The organism is Actinobacillus equuli (genome assembly GCF_900636745.1).
Classification (GTDB): Bacteria; Pseudomonadota; Gammaproteobacteria; order Enterobacterales; family Pasteurellaceae; genus Actinobacillus; species Actinobacillus equuli.
This window is the reverse complement of record NZ_LR134310.1, coordinates 1,873,471-1,892,538: the sequence shown is the minus strand read 5'-3', so window position 1 is coordinate 1,892,538 and position 19,068 is coordinate 1,873,471. Positions and strand designations below refer to the sequence as shown.

Annotated in this window: 10 protein-coding genes, 2 tRNA genes and 3 rRNA genes; 6 read left to right on the top strand and 9 right to left on the bottom strand. The window is 42.0% G+C overall.

Features of this window, described 5'->3' with window-relative positions; translation table 11 throughout:
• Positions 1 to 45 precede the first annotated feature (45 nt).
• On the bottom strand, positions 46 to 669 hold the full coding sequence (gene gmk / locus EL121_RS08870; RefSeq protein ID WP_039196232.1) for a guanylate kinase: 624 nt from the start codon (positions 667 to 669) through the stop codon (positions 46 to 48).
• An 87-nt stretch (positions 670 to 756) separates the two neighbouring features.
• Entirely contained in the window at positions 757 to 1,230 is a 474-nt protein-coding gene (gpt, locus tag EL121_RS08865) for a xanthine phosphoribosyltransferase (RefSeq protein ID WP_018652559.1), read from the bottom strand.
• 175 nt (positions 1,231 to 1,405) lie between these two features.
• On the opposite strand from gpt, the gene EL121_RS08860 reads away from it, so the two are divergent.
• Positions 1,406 to 2,860, top strand: a complete 1,455-nt coding sequence (locus tag EL121_RS08860; RefSeq protein ID WP_039196231.1) for an aminoacyl-histidine dipeptidase — start codon at positions 1,406 to 1,408, stop codon at positions 2,858 to 2,860.
• Between the two features lie 260 nt (positions 2,861 to 3,120).
• Here EL121_RS08860 and rrf read toward each other — a convergent pair.
• The 6 genes from rrf to recD all read right to left on the bottom strand — a co-directional run bounded on the left by rrf (position 3,121) and on the right by recD (position 10,670).
• A 5S ribosomal RNA gene (gene rrf / locus EL121_RS08855) occupies positions 3,121 to 3,236 on the bottom strand.
• Positions 3,237 to 3,404: 168 nt separating this feature from the next.
• Positions 3,405 to 6,304: ribosomal RNA gene (locus EL121_RS08850) — 23S ribosomal RNA — on the bottom strand.
• A gap of 268 nt (positions 6,305 to 6,572) precedes the next feature.
• A tRNA-Ala gene (locus tag EL121_RS08845) sits at positions 6,573 to 6,648 on the bottom strand.
• 51 nt (positions 6,649 to 6,699) lie between these two features.
• A tRNA-Ile gene (locus EL121_RS08840) sits at positions 6,700 to 6,776 on the bottom strand.
• Between the two features lie 81 nt (positions 6,777 to 6,857).
• A 16S ribosomal RNA gene (locus EL121_RS08835) occupies positions 6,858 to 8,397 on the bottom strand.
• The 16S, 23S and 5S rRNA genes sit together here with 2 tRNA genes alongside, the layout of an rRNA operon.
• A 332-nt stretch (positions 8,398 to 8,729) precedes the next feature.
• The gene (gene recD, locus EL121_RS08830; RefSeq protein WP_039196229.1) at positions 8,730 to 10,670 is read right to left on the bottom strand and encodes an exodeoxyribonuclease V subunit alpha; all 1,941 of its coding nucleotides are present in this window, start codon (positions 10,668 to 10,670) and stop codon (positions 8,730 to 8,732) included.
• A gap of 126 nt (positions 10,671 to 10,796) precedes the next feature.
• Here recD and alr point away from each other — a divergent pair, with 126 nt between their 5' ends.
• Complete coding sequence (gene alr / locus EL121_RS08825; protein WP_039196227.1) at positions 10,797 to 11,921, top strand: alanine racemase; 1,125 nt, start codon at positions 10,797 to 10,799, stop codon at positions 11,919 to 11,921.
• An 84-nt stretch (positions 11,922 to 12,005) separates the two neighbouring features.
• Here alr and sodA read toward each other — a convergent pair whose 3' ends face one another.
• Positions 12,006 to 12,647, bottom strand: coding sequence for a superoxide dismutase [Mn] (gene sodA / locus EL121_RS08820; RefSeq protein WP_018651690.1), 642 nt, complete (start codon positions 12,645 to 12,647; stop codon positions 12,006 to 12,008).
• 394 nt (positions 12,648 to 13,041) lie between these two features.
• On the opposite strand from sodA, the gene thrA reads away from it, so the two are divergent.
• From thrA to rho, 4 genes are all read left to right on the top strand, one after another.
• Positions 13,042 to 15,498, top strand: a complete 2,457-nt coding sequence (thrA, locus tag EL121_RS08815; RefSeq protein WP_039196222.1) for a bifunctional aspartate kinase/homoserine dehydrogenase I — start codon at positions 13,042 to 13,044, stop codon at positions 15,496 to 15,498.
• Positions 15,498 to 16,448 carry a homoserine kinase gene (gene thrB / locus EL121_RS08810; protein WP_039196219.1) on the top strand — a complete coding sequence of 317 codons (951 nt, stop codon included), beginning with the start codon at positions 15,498 to 15,500 and terminating at the stop codon, positions 16,446 to 16,448. Before thrA ends, thrB begins: the two co-directional genes overlap by 1 nt.
• 216 nt (positions 16,449 to 16,664) lie before the next feature.
• On the top strand, positions 16,665 to 17,615 hold the full coding sequence (gene cysK, locus EL121_RS08805) for a cysteine synthase A (RefSeq protein WP_039196218.1): 951 nt from the start codon (positions 16,665 to 16,667) through the stop codon (positions 17,613 to 17,615).
• Positions 17,616 to 17,799: 184 nt separating this feature from the next.
• Positions 17,800 to 19,062 (top strand): transcription termination factor Rho, encoded by a 1,263-nt coding sequence (gene rho, locus EL121_RS08800; RefSeq protein ID WP_005624302.1) that lies wholly within the window; start codon positions 17,800 to 17,802, stop codon positions 19,060 to 19,062.
• The last annotated feature ends 6 nt before the right edge of the window (positions 19,063 to 19,068 follow it).

Genomic DNA, 19,068 nt, shown 5'->3' with positions numbered 1-19,068 from the left:
AAGATCAATTCATTTTTGAAATCTTTTACAAAACTTGACCGCTTATTATTCCGAAAGTAATTGATCGATAAGTTGTTTATGTCGAAGAGTCTGAGTTTCAAGTTTCAAACGCTCTGCAGTTAAAATACTTTTTAACTCACCTAGGGCAGTCTGGAAATCATCATTAACAATCACATAATCAAACTCATCATAATGTGACATCTCTGAAATTGCTTCTGCCATTCGTTTTGCAATAGTTTCCGCAGAATCTTGTCCTCGTCCAAACAAACGTTTTTCTAACTCTGCACGAGAAGGCGGCAAAATAAAGATAGTCTTTACATTTGGAAGCTTTTGACGAATTTGACGCGCACCTTGCCAATCAATATCTAAGAAAACATCAATCCCTTTCTCTAAACTTTTCTCAATCATAGGCAAAGAAGTACCGTAATAATTCCCAAATACTTCCGCCCATTCTAAAAAATGTCCTTTTTCAATAAGCGCTTCAAATTCCGCATGATTAGTAAAGTAATAATGCACGCTATCTTCTTCACCAGGACGAGGATTACGCGTAGTATGAGAAATAGAAAGCTGAACTTCCGTGCGAGATAAGTCAGCTAATAGCGCATTAATTAGTGAAGATTTACCAGCACCACTTGGTGCCGAAAGAATATAAAGATTACCTAAGCTCATAATATTTAATTAATAATAGAAACAGAAAATGGAAAAATGGATAATTGAGTCATTATTCTCAATTATCCATTTTTATGACACTCTTAATTACTGACGTGCTAGAGGTGGAACGAATGTGATACCTAAATCCCAAGGTTGCTCAATCCATGTTTCTTGAGGGATATCAATTACGTAATCATCAACTAACGGCGCACCGGCAGGTTTAGCAAATACGGTTACAAATTTTGCTTTCGGGTACATTTTACGAATTTCTTTTGCGGTATTACCCGTATCAACTAAGTCATCTACAACAATAAAACCTTCGCCATCTGTTTGTGCAGCGTGTAATACTTTTAATTCGCCTTGTTCATCATGATCATAGCTAGAGATACATACGGTTTCAACATGGCGAATACTTAATTCACGTGCAAGTACCGCAGCTGGGAATAAACCACCGCGACTTACCGCAATAATGCCTTTCCATTGCGATGCAGGTAAAAGACGCTCTGCCAGTTTACGCGCGTGCATATGGAACATATCCCAAGTTACAACATATTTTTCGTTTGTGTATTTTTCGCTCATACAAAATATCCTAGATAAAAAAAAGCGGTGACAAGGCACCGAATAAAAAAATTACGTTATTTTAACCTAAAAAGCGCTTTCGTGCTATCATTTCCGTTATTCTTCATCAATAGTGGTCTATTTTTTGCAATTTTTTACCAAAACTTAAACGCTATATTATTTTCACGAGGTTATTATGTCTGAAATTTCAAATCTTTCTCCTACTCTACTATGGCAATGGTTTGATAAAGTGTGCTCGATTCCACACCCCTCATACCATGAAGAACAACTTGCGAATACACTCGTAGAATGGGCAAAATCAAAAAACCTATTTGCAGAGCGAGATGAAGCAGGCAATGTATTAATTCGTAAACCTGCAACAGCCGGCATGGAAAATCGCCAAGCTATCGCCTTACAAGCTCACTTAGATATGGTTCCACAAGCAAATGCCGCTACAAAACATGACTTTCTAAAAGATCCTATCCAACCTTATATTGACGGAGAATGGGTTAAAGCGAAAGGTACAACACTAGGCGCAGATAATGGTATCGGCCTCGCATCTTGTATGGCTGTATTAGAAGCAAATGACATTGCCCATCCGGAAATCGAAGTATTACTTACGATGAGCGAAGAAGTCGGCATGGAAGGCGTATTAGGCTTACGTCCGAATTGGTTAACATCAAATATTATGATCAATACCGATACGGAAGATAATGGCGAAATTTATATCGGCTGCGCAGGTGGAGAAAACATCAACTTAGCACTCCCGCTTGAATATCAATATCCGCAATTTGACAAAGCCCTAAATATTATCTTAAAAGGTTTACAAGGCGGACATTCCGGATGTGATATTCATACAACGCGAGTGAATGCAATCAAATTGTTATCAAGAATTCTAGCAGAGACACTCTCTCAGTCAGATTTTCAATTAGCCGATATCAAAGGCGGCTCAGTACGAAATGCCATTCCTCGAGAGGCTTCGGCAACGATTGTATTCCATGCAAATAATCAAGCAAAAATTACCGCTTGCTTAGCACAATTAACCGAAATTTTAAGCTCAGAACTAAAACTTGCTGAACCAAATCTCACTTTACTTGTAGAAGAAACTAACGTTCCTACACAAATTTTAACAAGTGAAATAACACAAAAAGCTATTCATTTACTTAATCTCTTGCCAAACGGCATTATCCGTAATAGTGATGTAGTAAAAAATGTTGTTGAAACATCTCTCAGCATCGGTGTATTGACTATCGAAAATAAAGAATTAGTAGCAACGATCCTTGCTCGCTCTTTAATTGAAAGTGGAAAAACTGAAGTTAGAGCAAAAATTAATTCTTTAGCTGTGCTTACTGGTGCTCATGCTGAATTTAGTGGAGATTACCCGGGTTGGGAACCTGATACTTCGTCTATCATTACACCATTAACGAAGAAAATTTATGATGAAGTTTTAGGCTATGAAGCAAAAATTAAAGTCATTCATGCAGGTCTCGAATGCGGATTAATTAAAAAAGTTTATCCAAATATGGACTTAGTCTCAATCGGACCAACCATCCGTAACGCTCACTCACCGGATGAGAAAGTACATATTCCTGCAGTTGAGATTTATTGGAAATTATTGACTAAACTGCTTGCTCAAGCTCCAACAAAATAATGAAGTAAGAAAATGAAACGGCTAGAAATTAATTTCTAGCCGTTTTTTTATCCTAAACAAGCGGTCAAATTTCCCTTCTGTTTTGCAAATTGCAGTGATGGAGGCTGTTGAAAGAAGGGAAAAGAGAGAAAGGAGAAGCTGAATAAAGATAAAAATGAGGTTGAGACTGAGATTGAGGCTGAAGATAAAACAACAGCGTTGTCCGTTGTAAAAAAGCAAAAACCCCGTGGTTATCGCTAACCACAGGGTCCCTAAATTCAATCTGGCGATGCCCTACTCTCACATGGGGAAACCCCACACTACCATCGGCGTTACTGCGTTTTACTTCTGAGTTCGGAATGGAATCAGGTAGAGCCACAGCACTCTGGTCGCCAGAATATTCTGTCGATGACTTCGGCTATCGCCTTCGTCTTTATCTATCTTTTTCTTTGTTCTTTATCTGCTTTTTATTCGCACTTTAAATTCGAAACAAGCTGCTACTGATTTTTAGTTTAGTTCTCTTTAGCATTTATTTGCTTCATGCCCAAAAACACTTGAGCGTTGTATAGTTAAGCCTCTCGGGTAATTAGTATCCGTTAGCTCAATGGCTCACACCACTTACACACCAGACCTATCTACGTCGTAGTCTCCAACAACCCTTACAGTCTTATAGACTGGGAGAACTCATCTTGAGGCAAGTTTCGTGCTTAGATGCTTTCAGCACTTATCTCTTCCGCATGTAGCTACCCAGCAATGCCTCTGGCGAGACAACTGGAACACCAGTGATGCGTCCACTCCGGTCCTCTCGTACTAGGAGCAGCCCCTCTCAATTCTCCAACGCCCACGGCAGATAGGGACCGAACTGTCTCACGACGTTCTAAACCCAGCTCGCGTACCACTTTAAATGGCGAACAGCCATACCCTTGGGACCTACTTCAGCCCCAGGATGTGATGAGCCGACATCGAGGTGCCAAACACCGCCGTCGATATGAACTCTTGGGCGGTATCAGCCTGTTATCCCCGGAGTACCTTTTATCCGTTGAGCGATGGCCCTTCCATTCAGAACCACCGGATCACTATGACCTGCTTTCGCACCTGCTCGACTTGTCTGTCTCGCAGTTAAGCTTGCTTATACCATTGCACTAACCTCACGATGTCCGACCGTGATTAGCAAACCTTCGTGCTCCTCCGTTACTCTTTGGGAGGAGACCGCCCCAGTCAAACTACCCACCAGACACTGTCCGAGACCGCGTTCCGCAATCTTCGTTAGAACATCAAACGTTAAAGGGTGGTATTTCAAGGACGCCTCCACAATCACTGGCGTGACTGCTTCAAAGGCTCCCACCTATCCTACACATCAAAATTCAATGTTCAGTGTCAAGCTATAGTAAAGGTTCACGGGGTCTTTCCGTCTAGCCGCGGGTACACCGCATCTTCACGGCGATTTCAATTTCACTGAGTCTCGGGTGGAGACAGCCTGGCCATCATTATGCCATTCGTGCAGGTCGGAACTTACCCGACAAGGAATTTCGCTACCTTAGGACCGTTATAGTTACGGCCGCCGTTTACTGGGGCTTCGATCAGGAGCTTCTCTTTCGATAACACCATCAATTAACCTTCCAGCACCGGGCAGGCATCACACCCTATACGTCCACTTTCGTGTTTGCAGAGTGCTGTGTTTTTAATAAACAGTTGCAGCCAGCTGGTATCTTCGACCGGTTCAACCTTCGAGAGTAAATCTCTACAATCTACGCCGGCGCACCTTCTCCCGAAGTTACGGTGCTATTTTGCCTAGTTCCTTCACCCGAGTTCTCTCAAGCGCCTGAGTATTCTCTACCTGACCACCTGTGTCGGTTTATAGTACGGTTTAGTATAACCTGAAGCTTAGTGGCTTTTCCTGGAAGCGTGGTATCGGTTACTTCGTCTCCGTAGAGACTCGTCATCACTTCTCGGTGTTAACGGAATTCCGGATTTGCCTAAAATTCCCACCTACCGGCTTAAACAGACATCCAACAGTCTGATAACCTAACCTTCTCCGTCCCCACATCGCAGTTATACCAAGTACGGGAATATTAACCCGTTTCCCATCGACTACGCTTTTCAGCCTCGCCTTAGGGGCCGACTCACCCTGCCCCGATTAACGTTGGACAGGAACCCTTGGTCTTCCGGCGAACGAGTTTTTCACTCGTTTTGTCGTTACTTATGTCAGCATTCGCACTTCTGATACGTCCACCAAACTTCTCAATTCAGCTTCATCCGCTTACAGAACGCTCCCCTACCCAACAGTATTTCTACTGATGCCGCAGCTTCGGTGACTAGTTTTAGCCCCGTTACATCTTCCGCGCAGGCCGACTCGACTAGTGAGCTATTACGCTTTCTTTAAATGGTGGCTGCTTCTAAGCCAACATCCTAGCTGTCTAAGCCTTCCCACTTCGTTTCCCACTTAACTAGTACTTTGGGACCTTAGCTGGCGGTCTGGGTTGTTTCCCTCTCCACGATGGACGTTAGCACCCACCGTGTGTCTCCTGAGTATCACTCTTCGGTATTCGCAGTTTGCATCGGGTTGGTAATCCGGGATGGACCCCTAGCCGAAACAGTGCTCTACCCCCGAAGGTGTCCGCTCAAGGCTCTACCTAAATAGATTTCGGGGAGAACCAGCTATCTCCCGGTTTGATTGGCCTTTCACCCCCAGCCACAAGTCATCCGCTAATTTTTCAACATTAGTCGGTTCGGTCCTCCAATTAGTGTTACCCAATCTTCAACCTGCCCATGGCTAGATCACCGGGTTTCGGGTCTATACCTTGCAACTCAAACGCCCAGTTAAGACTCGGTTTCCCTTCGGCTCCCTTATTCAGTTAACCTCGCTACAAAATATAAGTCGCTGACCCATTATACAAAAGGTACGCAGTCACCCCATTAAGAGGCTCCCACTGCTTGTACGTACACGGTTTCAGGTTCTATTTCACTCCCCTCACTGGGGTTCTTTTCGCCTTTCCTTCACAGTACTGGTTCACTATCGGTCAATCAGGAGTATTTAGCCTTGGAGGATGGTCCCCCCATCTTCAAACAGGATTTCTCGTGTCCCGCCCTACTTATCGTTAGCTTAGTACCACAATTGAAACTTCGAATACGGGACTATCACCCTTTATAGTCGAGCTTCCCAGCTCGTTCTTCTGTGTCTACTGCTATCACTAACAGGCTCTTCCGCTTTCGCTCGCCGCTACTTACAGAATCTCGGTTGATTTCTTTTCCTCGGGGTACTTAGATGTTTCAGTTCTCCCGGTTTGCCTTTACTACCTATGTATTCAGTAGTAAATACTAGATTCTTCATCTAGTGGGTTTCCCCATTCGGATATCTTGGATTAAACGCTTCTTATCAACTCATCCAAGCTTTTCGCAGATTAGCACGTCCTTCTTCGCCTCTGATTGCCAAGGCATCCACCGTGTACGCTTAGTCACTTAACTATACAACCTCAAATGTTCTTATTCTTTCAAACTTCGCATTTGACGTTAGTTTTTAAACTAAACACTTAGCTGCTTTTGTTCAGCTAAGATTTTTTAACTACTCAGACTTTCAATGTATTCGTTATCACTTCCGCTTTAACGAACTTGAAAAATCTCTCAGTTTTTCAGCTTGTTTCCAATTTTTTAAAGAACAATTTAAGACAATAATTTGACTTATCATCATGACTAAATAAACAAACATTCTATTTATTCACTTAGTCATGATGATTGGTGGAGATAAGCGGGATCGAACCGCTGACCTCCTGCGTGCAAGGCAGGCGCTCTCCCAGCTGAGCTATATCCCCATACATCATGACTGAACATAATCTCACCTTTCAGTTTTCACTCGTTTAGAGTGGTGGGTCTGAGTGGACTTGAACCACCGACCTCACCCTTATCAGGGGTGCGCTCTAACCACCTGAGCTACAGACCCAAAAGGATGCCGGATTATATCCGTTTTCGTCTTCTTTCTATCAAACAATCTGTGTGAACACTTGCAGTCGCTTAATCTTGGTAAGGAGGTGATCCAACCGCAGGTTCCCCTACGGTTACCTTGTTACGACTTCACCCCAGTCATGAATCATACCGTGGTAAACGCCCCCCTTGCGGTTAAGCTATCTACTTCTGGTACAACCCACTCCCATGGTGTGACGGGCGGTGTGTACAAGGCCCGGGAACGTATTCACCGCAACATTCTGATTTGCGATTACTAGCGATTCCGACTTCATGGAGTCGAGTTGCAGACTCCAATCCGGACTTAGACGTACTTTGTGAGATTTGCTCCATGTCGCCATATTGCTTCCCTCTGTATACGCCATTGTAGCACGTGTGTAGCCCTACTCGTAAGGGCCATGATGACTTGACGTCATCCCCACCTTCCTCCAGTTTATCACTGGCAGTCTCCTTTGAGTTCCCGGCCGAACCGCTGGCAACAAAGGATAAGGGTTGCGCTCGTTGCGGGACTTAACCCAACATTTCACAACACGAGCTGACGACAGCCATGCAGCACCTGTCTCATGGTTCCCGAAGGCACTCTCGTATCTCTACAAGATTCCATGGATGTCAAGAGTAGGTAAGGTTCTTCGCGTTGCATCGAATTAAACCACATGCTCCACCGCTTGTGCGGGCCCCCGTCAATTCATTTGAGTTTTAACCTTGCGGCCGTACTCCCCAGGCGGTCGATTTATCACGTTAGCTTCGGGCACCAGACTTAAAGTCCAATCCCCAAATCGACAGCGTTTACAGCGTGGACTACCAGGGTATCTAATCCTGTTTGCTCCCCACGCTTTCGCACATGAGCGTCAGTACATTCCCAAGGGGCTGCCTTCGCCTTCGGTATTCCTCCACATCTCTACGCATTTCACCGCTACACGTGGAATTCTACCCCTCCCTAAAGTACTCTAGTTGACCAGTATGAAATGCAATTCCCAGGTTAAGCCCGGGGCTTTCACATCTCACTTAATCAACCGCCTGCGTGCCCTTTACGCCCAGTTATTCCGATTAACGCTCGCACCCTCCGTATTACCGCGGCTGCTGGCACGGAGTTAGCCGGTGCTTCTTCTGTAGTTAACGTCAATTGATTGTTCTATTAAAACAACCACCTTCCTCGCTACCGAAAGAACTTTACAACCCGAAGGCCTTCTTCATTCACGCGGCATGGCTGCATCAGGGTTCCCCCCATTGTGCAATATTCCCCACTGCTGCCTCCCGTAGGAGTCTGGACCGTGTCTCAGTTCCAGTGTGGCTGGTCATCCTCTCAGACCAGCTAGAGATCGTCGGCTTGGTAGGCCTTTACCCCACCAACTACCTAATCCCACTTGGGCTCATCTCATGGCATGTGGCCTTGCGGTCCCACACTTTAATCCGAAGATATTACGCGGTATTAGCTACAGTTTCCCGTAGTTATCCCCCTCCATAAGCCAGATTCCCAAGCATTACTCACCCGTCCGCCACTCGTCACCCAAGGAGCAAGCTCCTTCGTGCTACCGTTCGACTTGCATGTGTTAAGCCTGCCGCCAGCGTTCAATCTGAGCCATGATCAAACTCTTCAATTCAAAAAGTTTAATCGCTCAATAAACTGCTTAGCTAAGTTTACATATTACTTTAAAAGTAAAAATGAATTTCTAGTTTAAGCACCTATTAAGACTTCAAAATCAAAAATATTTTTTAATTAAGTCAATCAACAAGTGCCCACACAGATTGTCTGATAAATTGTTAAAGAACAAAAAGAAACGACGCACTGGCAATCAATTTTAAATCGTTCACAACAGTGCGTCGTTGTGTGAGGTGCATTATAGAGAAATCTAAAATCCTTGCAAGTACTTTTTGCAAAAAAATCTTGAAAAAGTGATTGAAAGAACACATTTAATACAATTCGTGTATTAAATTAGCTAAACATGTTTTTTAATTGCTCTTGCAAGCCACTTTGGCGTTGTACATTTGCTCTTACCCCTATCTTCCAGACTTTTTCTTCACTAAATAAAGTAAATGTCTGTTTCGCTCGAGTGACTGCCGTATAAATAAGTTCTTTAGTGATAACCGGCGCACTGTTTAACGGCATAATAAAGAAAGTATGCTCAAACTCGGAACCTTGTGATTTATGAACCGTCATGACGTATGCAACTTCATGTTCAGGCAAACGACTAAGCGACAAACTTAAGTGGGTATTTTCTACTTTCGTATCAAAATAGACTCTTAGCTGATTATGTTCATCAGGCAAAATAATACCGATATCACCGCTATAAATATTATTTTGAGGAGAATTTTGCGTAATTAAAATCGGTTTTCCCGCATAACTATCACGGCTAAAAGCAAAATTAAGTAGACGGGCTTTTTTTAATGCTTCTGCAATGTTCTGATTTAAACGTTCGCTGCCTAATTCACTGACTCTTAGCGCCGATAAAAATCTCACTTTCTGAAATGCTTCAAAAATTTCATTCGCAGAGATCTTATTCGGATTACTCACGCGTTGTTGTACCAATTTTAGATACACCTGATAGTGCTCTACTGCTTTCTCAACCACTAAATTGACACAATGCTGAACCCACTGGCGTTTTTCTGCAAATTGAGTAGTACTAGGATATTTGATACAGACTAAATCCGTTTGGGATTTAGTAAAAATCCGCCAAGACTCATTCTCTTTCTGCTGATTCACTAATGCAGCCAATTGCCCGATACCAGAATGCTCACTAAAGCGATGACTTTTTTGCAAATGGCAAAGCGTATCGCAAATCGGTAATACGTTTGATTGTTCACTCAATGAATAGCCTGTCACCTTATATAGATACTCGCAATGTACCGAGCTATACCCTAGTTGCACAAACTCACCGAGTTCTCCCATAATTGCACCAGCTTCTACCGATGCGAGCTGATCTTTATCACCTAAGATGATCAAACGTGTACTCGGCTTCAATGCATTCATTAATTTTTCCATTAATGATAGGTCAATCATTGATGCCTCATCCACCACTAATAAATCGAGATGTAACGGATTTTTCACATGGTATGTCGGCGTATCTGAATTTGGACGCACGCCGAGTAAACGATGAATCGTTGAGGCATAGGTAGGAATCTCAAACGTAAGTTGCATCTTTTCAAAGCTATTACTAATTGATTCTTTCAAGCGTGCCGCTGCTTTACCGGTTGGAGCGACCAGCGCAATATTAAGTGCGGATTTCTGCTGACGATATTGACGAGCCTGTAAGGCAACTAATAATTTAGCGACTGTCGTTGTCTTTCCTGTTCCCGGGCCACCAGAAATCACACAAAAACGTTGACGCAATGCGGTGGCAACTGCAATCTTTTGCCAATCAATTTCCGTTGTTTTTTCTGGGAAAAGCTCAAAAAGAATTTGTTTGTCCAAATCAGTATTTTCAAATTCTTCCGGAAATTCGACCGCTTGTTGTAAATATCGGGCGATGTTATGTTCCGCCTGCCAATAACGATAAAAATAAAGTAAGCCATGCTGAAATAGCATTGGGGCAATTTGCATTGGAGAATGGCTAAATGCAATATGCTCATGCAATATATCTTGCCACTCAAACGGTGAGATTCCGCCTATTTTTTGCAAAATCTCACTCTGAAAATCACGCCCTAATTTTTTATGTTCTAATCCAAAAAAAGATTGTGCCGAATTTGAATCTAGTCGTAATGCGGTATGTCCTTGCATAACATGATATGAAAGCAATGCGGCTAATAAAATAGCGAGGTTTTGTTGCTGTTCATTATAGTTGTACGCCTGCTGCTTATGCGCAATCATTTTGGCAAATTGATAATTCAGTTCAGAGAGGTGATTTTCCGCTTTAAGCGTTTCGAGGAGTGTTAACATTGCTATTAGAATAAGAACGAATACATACTCAAATTATCTAATTTTCATTATCCGTTGTCCATTTATTCTCATCGGGCGTATAATTGCCACTCATTATTAACGATTTACCAATAAAAAGTGAAACAAATGAAACCTGCTACCGCTACCATTAGCCAGTCTGCACTTCGACATAATATTGAACTCATCAAGACTTTCGCCCCTCATCAGAAACTTCTCGCTATGATCAAAGCTAATGCTTATGGTCAAGGCTTATTACCGGCTGCCGGTGCATTAGCTGATTTAGTGGATGGTTTTGGCGTAGCACGTTTACGTGAAGCATTAGAAATTCAAGAAACTGGTTATACTGGCAAAATTTTACTGGTAGAAGGTTTCTTTGACCGTGAAGAATTGTTAAAAACTCTCTCTCGCCGCTTTGATACGGTTGTACATTGTTTAGAACAATTGGAATTGCTTGAACAAGTTGCGCAAGAATGGCAACAAGAACAACAAAAAGGTTTTTGGAAGCGCAAAGCGAAAATTTATTTTCCGGTCAATGTTTGGTTGAAGATTGATACCGGTATGCACCGTCTTGGCGTTCATCCCGAACAAGTCGATATGTTCTATCAACGTTTACAAGCCTGTCCTTTGGTTGAAAGTATTAGCTTTGTCAGCCATTTTAGTCGAGCGGACGAACCCGATTGCGGTTATACCGAAAAACAAATCGCTACGTTTGAAGCGGCAACAGCGCCCTATACAACACACGAACGTAGTATTTCTGCTTCAAGCGGTATTTTATATTGGAAACAAGCTCATTATGATTGGGTACGCCCCGGTATTATTATGCACGGTATTTCTCCGCACTATACGCCAATTACTGATTTAGGCTTCAAACCGGTTATGACGCTCGCTTCTTCTTTAATTGCGGTGAGGACGCATAAAGCAGGCGAAGCGGTCGGTTACGGTGGTGCTTGGGTGAGTGATAAAGATACGAAATTGGGCGTGGTAGCGATGGGCTATGGTGACGGCTATCCACGTAATGCACCGGAAGGTACGCCGGTTTTAGTCAACGGACGTATTGTGCCGATTGTCGGCCGAGTTTCAATGGATATGTTGACTGTTGACCTTGGTGCGGATAGTCAAGATAAAGTCGGTGATGAAGTAATTTTCTGGGGTAAAGATCTGTTGATCGAAGAAGTCGCACAACATATCGGTGTAATCAGTTATGAATTGATTACTAAGCTTACACCTCGCGTAATTTTTGAATATAAGTAATCCATATAATAAGCGGTCGTTTTTACAAAAAATTTTGCAAAAACGACCGCTTGTTTATTGTATAGCTTTGAGTAATTTACTCAATTATTTTGCACAACCGCAGTGTGAACCGTTTTCTTCGAAACGACGAGCCGCTTCATCCCAGTTTACTACGTTCCAGAATGCTTTAATGTAGTCCGGACGACGGTTTTGGTAATTTAAATAGTAAGCATGTTCCCAAACATCTAAACATAAAAGTGGGTAACCAGAAACGCCTGCAACTTCTTTACCCATTACCGGGTTGTCTTGGTTTGCAGTTGAAACAACCGCTAATTTACCGTCTTCAACCACTAACCATGCCCAGCCTGAACCGAAACGCGTTGCTGCCGCTTTTTCAAATTCTGCTTGGAATGCTTCTACTGAACCGAAATCACGAACGATCGCATCTTTTAATGCACCTTGTAAGGTTGTACCGGTTTTTAAACCTTTCCAGAAAAGCGTGTGGTTTACGTGACCGCCAACGTTATTACGCACTGCTGTACGTTTTTCTGCCGGAACTTGGCTTAAGTCTTTAATTAACGCACCCGGGCATTTTTCTAAAAGCTCAGGGTGAGCTTCTAATGCTGCATTTGCGTTATTTACATATGCTTGGTGGTGTTTTGAGTGATGGATTTCCATCGTTGCTTTATCGAAATGTGGCTCTAGCGCATCATAAGCGTAGCCTAATTCTGGTAATTGATATGCCATTTTAGGGTCCTTTTTGTTAGGTTTATTAAAATCAGATGCAATATACCAAAAAGCGTTTAGAAAAGCACCATTTTTTAATCTAAATCAAAAAAATGTTATTTTTTAATCTTTTTACTTCTTTCCTGTTATAACTGAACATTATTTCTGCAAAAAGCCATTGACAAAGCAAACGCTTTCCCCCATTCTCTCCATACATCACCGTTTTAATAACTATACAGAAACAGATAATATGAATCGTTTTATCATTACCACCGGCAGCACTATTACCATTATGTATAAAGCATAGTGCGGGTGTCTGTACCAGTAAAACGGAAAGAATCAACCAAACCCGCATTATAAGCGGGTTTTTTTATATCCAAATTTGCAAACATCAAACTAAACATCAGGAGAAACTATGCGAGTTCTTAAATTTGGCGGTACATCGCTTGCTAACCCGGGGCGCTTTATGCAAGCGGCCGATATCATCGAAAAAGCACACTTAAAAGACCAAGCGGCAGGTGTGCTTTCTGCACCGGCTAAAATTACCAACCACCTTGTGGCGATTGTTGATAAAGCGATTGCAGGCGAATCTTTTGAAACCAATCTCAAAGAAGCAACCGAAATTTTCCATAATATTATCAATGGTTTATATGCGGTAAATAATAATGTGGATCGTGAAGGCTTATTAGCACTAGTCGAAGCGGAACTGACCCAAATTCAAGGTGTTGCAAGTGAAGCGGCAAAAACAAAAGCATTGCCGGATAATGTAGCGGCAACCATTCACTGCCGTGGTGAAAAATTATCGATTGCCATGATGCAAGCTTGGTTTGAAGCAAAAGGTTACGATGTTACTCGTATTGATCCTGTTGAAAAATTATTAGCTCACGGTAGCTATTTAGAATCATCGGTAGATATTGCCGAATCAACCAAACGTGTTGATGCAAATTCAATTCCAAAGAAAAATGTCGTTTTAATGGCGGGCTTTACCGCTGGCAATGAAAACGGCGAACTCGTATTACTTGGTCGCAATGGCTCTGACTATTCTGCTGCATGTTTAGCTGCTTGTTTAAAAGCGGATTGTTGCGAAATTTGGACGGACGTGGACGGTGTTTATACTTGCGATCCTCGCTTAGTACCGGAAGCGATTTGTTTAGAATCAATGAGTTACCAAGAGGCAATGGAACTTTCATACTTCGGTGCGAAAGTGATTCACCCTCGTACCATAGGCCCGTTAGTACCGTTAAACATTCCGTGCTTGATCAAAAATACCGCAAATCCTGATGCAAAAGGCACATTAATTGATGGCAACGTAGCAACCGACGGCTTAAAAGTAAAAGGTATTACTAACCTTGATAACGTTGCAATGTTTAACGTTTCGGGTTCAGGAATGCAAGGTATGGTTGGTATGGCCGCTCGCGTGTTCTCTACCATGTCAAAAGCTGGTATTTCGGTCATCTTAATTACCCAATCTTCTTCTGAATACAGCATCAGCTTCTGTGTACCTGCAAAATTTGCTGAAAAAGCGACCGCTTGTTTAAATACGGAATTTGCTCAAGAACTTGCAAATGGCGATTTAGATCCGATTGATATGATTCGTGAACTTTCTATCATTTCTGTTGTTGGCGATGGTATGCGTACCGCGAAAGGTGTTGCGGCTCGTTTCTTCTCATCGCTTGCACAAGCGAATATCAGCATTGTAGCGATTGCACAAGGTTCATCAGAGCGTTCAATTTCTGCAGTTGTACCGATGAATAAAGCGATTGAAGCGGTAAAAGCAACTCACCAAGGTCTATTTAGCAACAAAAAATCAATTGAAGTCTTTCTCGTTGGGGTTGGTGGCGTAGGAGGAGAATTAATCGAGCAAATCAAACAACAAAAAGATTTCTTAGCAAAGAAGGATATTGAGATCCGTGTATGCGCATTAGCGAATGCGGACAAAATGTTACTGAATGAAAACGGTTTAAATCTAGATAACTGGAAAAGCGATTTAGAAACGGCAACTCAACCTTCTGATTTTGATGTTTTATTATCATTCATCAAATTGCATCATGTAGTTAATCCGGTATTTGTTGACTGTACCGCAGCACAATCTGTAGCAAACCTTTATACTCGAGCATTAAAAGAAGGTTTCCACGTAGTGACTCCAAATAAAAAAGCAAATACAGGTAGCTATCAATATTACCAAGAGCTTCGTGATGCAGCTCGCCAAGGTCAACACAAATTCTTATATGAAACAAACGTAGGTGCAGGTTTACCGGTAATTGAAAACTTACAGAATTTGCTGGCTGCCGGCGATGAAGTAGAAAAATTCGAAGGGATTTTATCCGGCTCACTTTCATTTATCTTCGGAAAACTAGACGAAGGCTTAAGCCTTTCAGAAGCAACTTTAATTGCGAAAGAAAAAGGTTTCACTGAACCAGATCCTCGTGATGATCTCTCGGGTGCAGACGTAGCACGTAAGCTGTTAATTCTTGCTCGAGAAACCGGTTTAGCATTGGAATTTGACGATATTGAAGTGGAAGGCGTATTACCGAAAGGCTTCTCTGAAGGCATGAGTAAAGAGGAATTCTTAAAAGTATTACCGCAAGTTGATGCGGAATTTGCGCAACGTGTTCAAGCAGCAAAAGCAGAAGGCAAAGTATTACGTTATGTCGGCTCAATTACCGGCGATAAATGCCGTGTAGCAATTGAAGCGGTCGATGAAAACCATCCGCTTTATAAAGTAAAAGACGGTGAAAATGCGCTTGCATTCTTAACCCGTTATTACAGTCCGATTCCACTCTTATTAAGAGGTTATGGTGCAGGAACTGATGTAACTGCCGCAGGTATTTTTGCCGATATTCTTCGCACACTTCAAGGAGGCGCAAACTAATGACAATGTTACGAATTTATGCTCCGGCGTCTAGCGCTAACCTTAGCGTAGGTTTTGATTCTTTAGGTGCAGCAATATCTCCGATTGACGGTTCATTACTCGGTGATGTAGTACAAATTGAAGATTGCGAAACCGCTTTTGAACTGGAAAGTGCCGGTTATTTCGTACGTAAATTACCGAAAGAGCCGCAAAAAAATATCGTTTATCAAGCCTACGTATTATTTAGCGAACGCTTGAAATTACGCGGCGGTTCAGTCAAAAACTTACGCCTTACCCTTGAAAAAAATATGCCGATTGGCTCGGGCTTAGGTTCAAGTGCTTGTTCAATCGTGGCGGCATTAGTCGCTTTAAATAAATTCCATGACGAACCGTTCTCGAAAATGGAATTGTTAGAAATGATGGGGGAATTGGAAGGACGTATTTCCGGTTCAATCCATTACGATAATGTCGCACCGTGTTATTTAGGCGGTTTACAGTTAATGACCCAATCGCTTGGTAATATTTGCCAAACAATCCCCTTCTTTGATGAATGGTATTGGGTGTTAGCTTATCCGGGAATTGAAGTTTCAACTGCAGAAGCTCGTGCAATTTTACCGAAGAACTATACTCGTCAAGATATGATCCAACAAGCACGTTATCTTGGCTCATTTGTACACGCTTGCCATACGCATCAAGACGTATTGGCTGCAACAATGATGAAAGATCTGATTGCTGAACCATATCGTGAAAACTTGTTACCAAACTTCCCTGTTGTTCGCCAAGGTTGTAAAGACTTAGGTGCATTAGCAGTAGGTATTTCAGGTTCCGGCCCGACAATGTATGCAATCGCTCCGGATCTTGAACACGCACAAAAACTGGTTGCTTATCTTGAAAAAGAATATCTGCAAAACAACGAAGGATTTATCCACATTTGTAAGGTAGATAATCAAGGCGCACGAGAGTTAAAATAATTATCTGTTAATTTAGTTTGTTACAAGCGGTCTAATTTTGCAAAAAATTTGTAAGATTAGACCGCTTTTTTATGTCCTAAAACCGCTCATTATTAGGTGATTCAAGCTATATATCTTTCTGTTATATTTAATGAATTTTCACCACTAACATCTTTATACAAAATAACGTATTCTCACTTTAACCACTTATTTATACTAACTAAAGGAATAACAATTATGACTATCTATGCAGATAATTCTTATACTATTGGTAATACCCCGCTCGTTCGTTTAAAAAACTTTGGTCAAAATGGCAACTTATTAGTAAAAATTGAATCTCGTAACCCAAGCTTCAGCGTAAAATGCCGTATTGGTGCCAATATGGTATGGCAAGCGGAAAAAGACGGTATTTTAACTGAAGGTAAAGAAATCGTAGATGCAACCAGTGGTAACACTGGTATCGCATTGGCTTATGTTGCAGCGGCGCGTGGCTATAAAATTACGCTTACCATGCCGGAAACAATGAGTACCGAACGTAAACGTTTATTACGTGGTTTAGGCGTTAACCTTGTGTTAACCGAAGGTGCAAAAGGTATGAAAGGTGCGATTGCTAAAGCGGAAGAAATTGTGGCAAGCGATCCGAATCGTTATGTTATTTTGAAACAGTTTGAAAACCCGGCTAACCCGGCAATTCACCAACAAACAACCGGTCCTGAAATTTGGAATGCGACCGAAGGTAAGGTGGATGTGATTGTGGCTGGTGTGGGAACCGGCGGTACGATTACCGGTATTTCTCGTTATATCAAGCAAGACCAAGGTAAACAAATTCTTTCTGTTGCGGTTGAGCCGAAAGAATCACCGGTTATCACGCAAACCTTAAATGGCGAAGAAGTAAAACCGGGTCCACACAAAATCCAAGGTATCGGCGCAGGCTTTATTCCGAAAAACTTAGATTTAAGTCTAATTGATCGTGTTGAGCAAGTCTCTAGCGAAGAAGCGATCGCAACCGCGCGCAGAATTATGGCGGAAGAAGGTATTTTAGTCGGTATTTCATCCGGTGCAGCGGTTGCAGCGGCTGATCGTCTTGCAAAATTACCTGAATTTGCCGATAAACAAATTGTTGCAATTCTCCCATCCGCATCAGAACGTTATTTAAGTACCTTATTATTCGAAGGTGTGGAAATTTAAGTTCTTCATACAAAATGCCGGTAAAATGCCGGCATTTTCTTTCTAAAGCTGTCTTACAAGCGGTTTAATTTTGCAAAAAATTTGCAAATTTAGGCATTTTGCTGTACAATCCTCCACCGTCAAATTACGGTATTCCGTATCATACAGATTTCCAATCTATTTTTTCATAATCAATATATTTCCTATGCATCTTACTCAATTAAAAAATACACCGGTTTCGGAACTTGTCGAAATGGGTGAAAATCAAATGGGCTTAGAAAATTTAGCTCGTTTACGTAAACAAGACATTATTTTTGCAATTCTCAAACAACACGCCAAAAGTGGTGAAGATATTTTTGGCCAAGGTGTATTAGAGATTCTCCCCGACGGTTTCGGTTTCTTACGTTCAGCTGATAGTTCATATCTTGCCGGTCCCGATGATATCTATGTTTCACCAAGCCAAATTCGTCGTTTCAATCTTCAAACCGGTGATAAAATCGAAGGTAAAATTCGCCCGCCCAAAGAAGGCGAACGTTACTTTGCATTATTAAAAGTTGATCTTGTTAATGATGACAAACCTGAAGTTTCTCGTAGCAAAATCTTATTTGAAAACTTAACGCCATTACACGCAAACTCACGTTTAAAAATGGAGCGAGGCAATGGTTCAACTGAAGATTTAACCGCACGTATTCTTGATTTAGCATCTCCAATTGGTAAAGGTCAGCGTGGTTTAATCGTTGCTCCACCGAAAGCCGGTAAAACCGTTCTTCTACAAAACATTGCGCAAAGTATTACGCATAATTACCCAGAATGTGAATTGATCGTACTTCTGATTGATGAACGTCCGGAAGAGGTTACTGAAATGCAACGTACCGTACGTGGTGAAGTAATTGCTTCAACCTTTGACGAACCGGCAACACGTCACGTACAAGTTGCGGAAATGGTAATTGAAAAAGCAAAACGCTCGGTAGAACACAAGAAAGACGTGGTTATTCTATTAGACTCAATCACTCGTCTTGCTCGTGCTTACAATACTGTTACACCAGTTTCAGGTAAAATCCTTTCCGGTGGTGTGGATGCAAACGCATTACACCGACCAAAACGTTTCTTCGGTGCAGCTCGTAACGTAGAAGAAGGCGGTAGCTTAACCATTATCGCAACCGCATTGGTTGATACCGGTTCGAAAATGGATGAAGTTATCTTCGAAGAGTTTAAAGGTACTGGTAATATGGAATTACACCTTTCTCGTAAAATTGCAGAACGTCGTGTATTCCCGGCAATTGAGTTTAACCGTTCCGGTACACGTAAAGATGACTTATTAATGTCACCGGAAGAACACCGTAATGCGTGGATGTTACGTAAAGTACTAAATCCAATGGATGAAGTAGCAGCAATGGAATGGTTAATCGATAAACTCAGCGTTGCAAAAACTAACGAAGAATTTTTCGAAGTAATGAAACGTTCATAAAAAACA

What these genes read in the sequence shown, in the direction of transcription:
- gmk (WP_039196232.1), bottom strand. Translation starts at nt 669, where the DNA reads ATGAGCTTAGGTAATCTTTATATTCTTTCGGCACCAAGTGGTGCTGGT.
- gpt (WP_018652559.1), bottom strand. Translation starts at nt 1,230, where the DNA reads ATGAGCGAAAAATACACAAACGAAAAATATGTTGTAACTTGGGATATG.
- EL121_RS08860 (WP_039196231.1), top strand. Translation starts at nt 1,406, where the DNA reads ATGTCTGAAATTTCAAATCTTTCTCCTACTCTACTATGGCAATGGTTT.
- recD (WP_039196229.1), bottom strand. Translation starts at nt 10,670, where the DNA reads ATGTTAACACTCCTCGAAACGCTTAAAGCGGAAAATCACCTCTCTGAA.
- alr (WP_039196227.1), top strand. Translation starts at nt 10,797, where the DNA reads ATGAAACCTGCTACCGCTACCATTAGCCAGTCTGCACTTCGACATAAT.
- sodA (WP_018651690.1), bottom strand. Translation starts at nt 12,647, where the DNA reads ATGGCATATCAATTACCAGAATTAGGCTACGCTTATGATGCGCTAGAG.
- thrA (WP_039196222.1), top strand. Translation starts at nt 13,042, where the DNA reads ATGCGAGTTCTTAAATTTGGCGGTACATCGCTTGCTAACCCGGGGCGC.
- thrB (WP_039196219.1), top strand. Translation starts at nt 15,498, where the DNA reads ATGACAATGTTACGAATTTATGCTCCGGCGTCTAGCGCTAACCTTAGC.
- cysK (WP_039196218.1), top strand. Translation starts at nt 16,665, where the DNA reads ATGACTATCTATGCAGATAATTCTTATACTATTGGTAATACCCCGCTC.
- rho (WP_005624302.1), top strand. Translation starts at nt 17,800, where the DNA reads ATGCATCTTACTCAATTAAAAAATACACCGGTTTCGGAACTTGTCGAA.